This window comes from Neobacillus drentensis, assembly GCF_036966985.1.
Lineage (GTDB): Bacteria > Bacillota > Bacilli > Bacillales > Cytobacillaceae > Neobacillus > Neobacillus drentensis_E.
In genome coordinates, this window is record NZ_JBALSN010000484.1 from 383 (window position 1) to 1,267 (window position 885).

At 40.8% G+C, this 885-nt stretch carries 1 pseudogene; it reads right to left on the minus strand.

Annotated elements, in window-relative coordinates:
* Positions 1 to 13: 13 nt before the first annotated feature.
* Positions 14 to 870, minus strand: a pseudogene (locus V7659_RS32185) (ROK family protein).
* Positions 871 to 885: the final 15 nt, after the last annotated feature.

Genomic DNA, 885 nt, shown 5'->3' on the forward strand with positions numbered 1-885 from the left:
AAAATAACTATTTTTACTCGGCTTTAATAAAGTTCTCAACAACAAAAGCAGAAACACCTAATGCGCTCGAATATTTTCCAAGCCGTGAAAAATCTAAGTGCAACCCATTTTGATGGAGCGCTAGAGTATGTCTTTCAATCGTAGTCCGTATTGGCGACTCAATCCATTCTTTTGCCAATGCTAATCGATTTCCGATTATGACCTGATCGGGGTTAAAGGTGTTAATAATATTATTAATCGCATAACCAAGGTACTGGCCGATTTCTTCAAAGTGACTCTTGGCCATTTCATTACGATTACGACCCTCGGCCAACTTAATCAATGTCTCAAGTGAATCAAAGTCAGCATTTTCCAGAAGTGCATTTTCAGAGGCGTATGCTTCCCAACAGCCTCTGCTGCCACAGCTGCAAGGTTTCCGTTGAGGTCAATAATGATATGACCCATTTCACCGGAAAACCCATTTTTCCCTTGATATAATTCTTTGTTTATTATGATCCCAACACCGATTCCGATTCCAGCACTTATATAAATGATGTTCTGATAATCTTGACCCGCACCGAATTGTTGTTCACCAATAGCCCCAGCATTCGCCTCATTTTCAATGATAACGGGAACATGGTATAAGTCCTCAAGGTCCTTTTTTAATCCAATGTTGGTCCAGCCTAAGTTTGGAGCTAGCAGGACAGTCCCATTTTTGTTTACGATACCAGGCACAGCTACACCAATCCCAACTATTCCATACCGGCTGTTAGGTATCTCATCCAATATCGACCCAATCATATTTTGGATTTTGCTCATAATCGCAGGGTAAGGGGTTCGGTTTACGCTTTCATGTTTCTCTAACAAAATGTTCCCTTTTAAATCCGTCATCACGCATAGAACGTA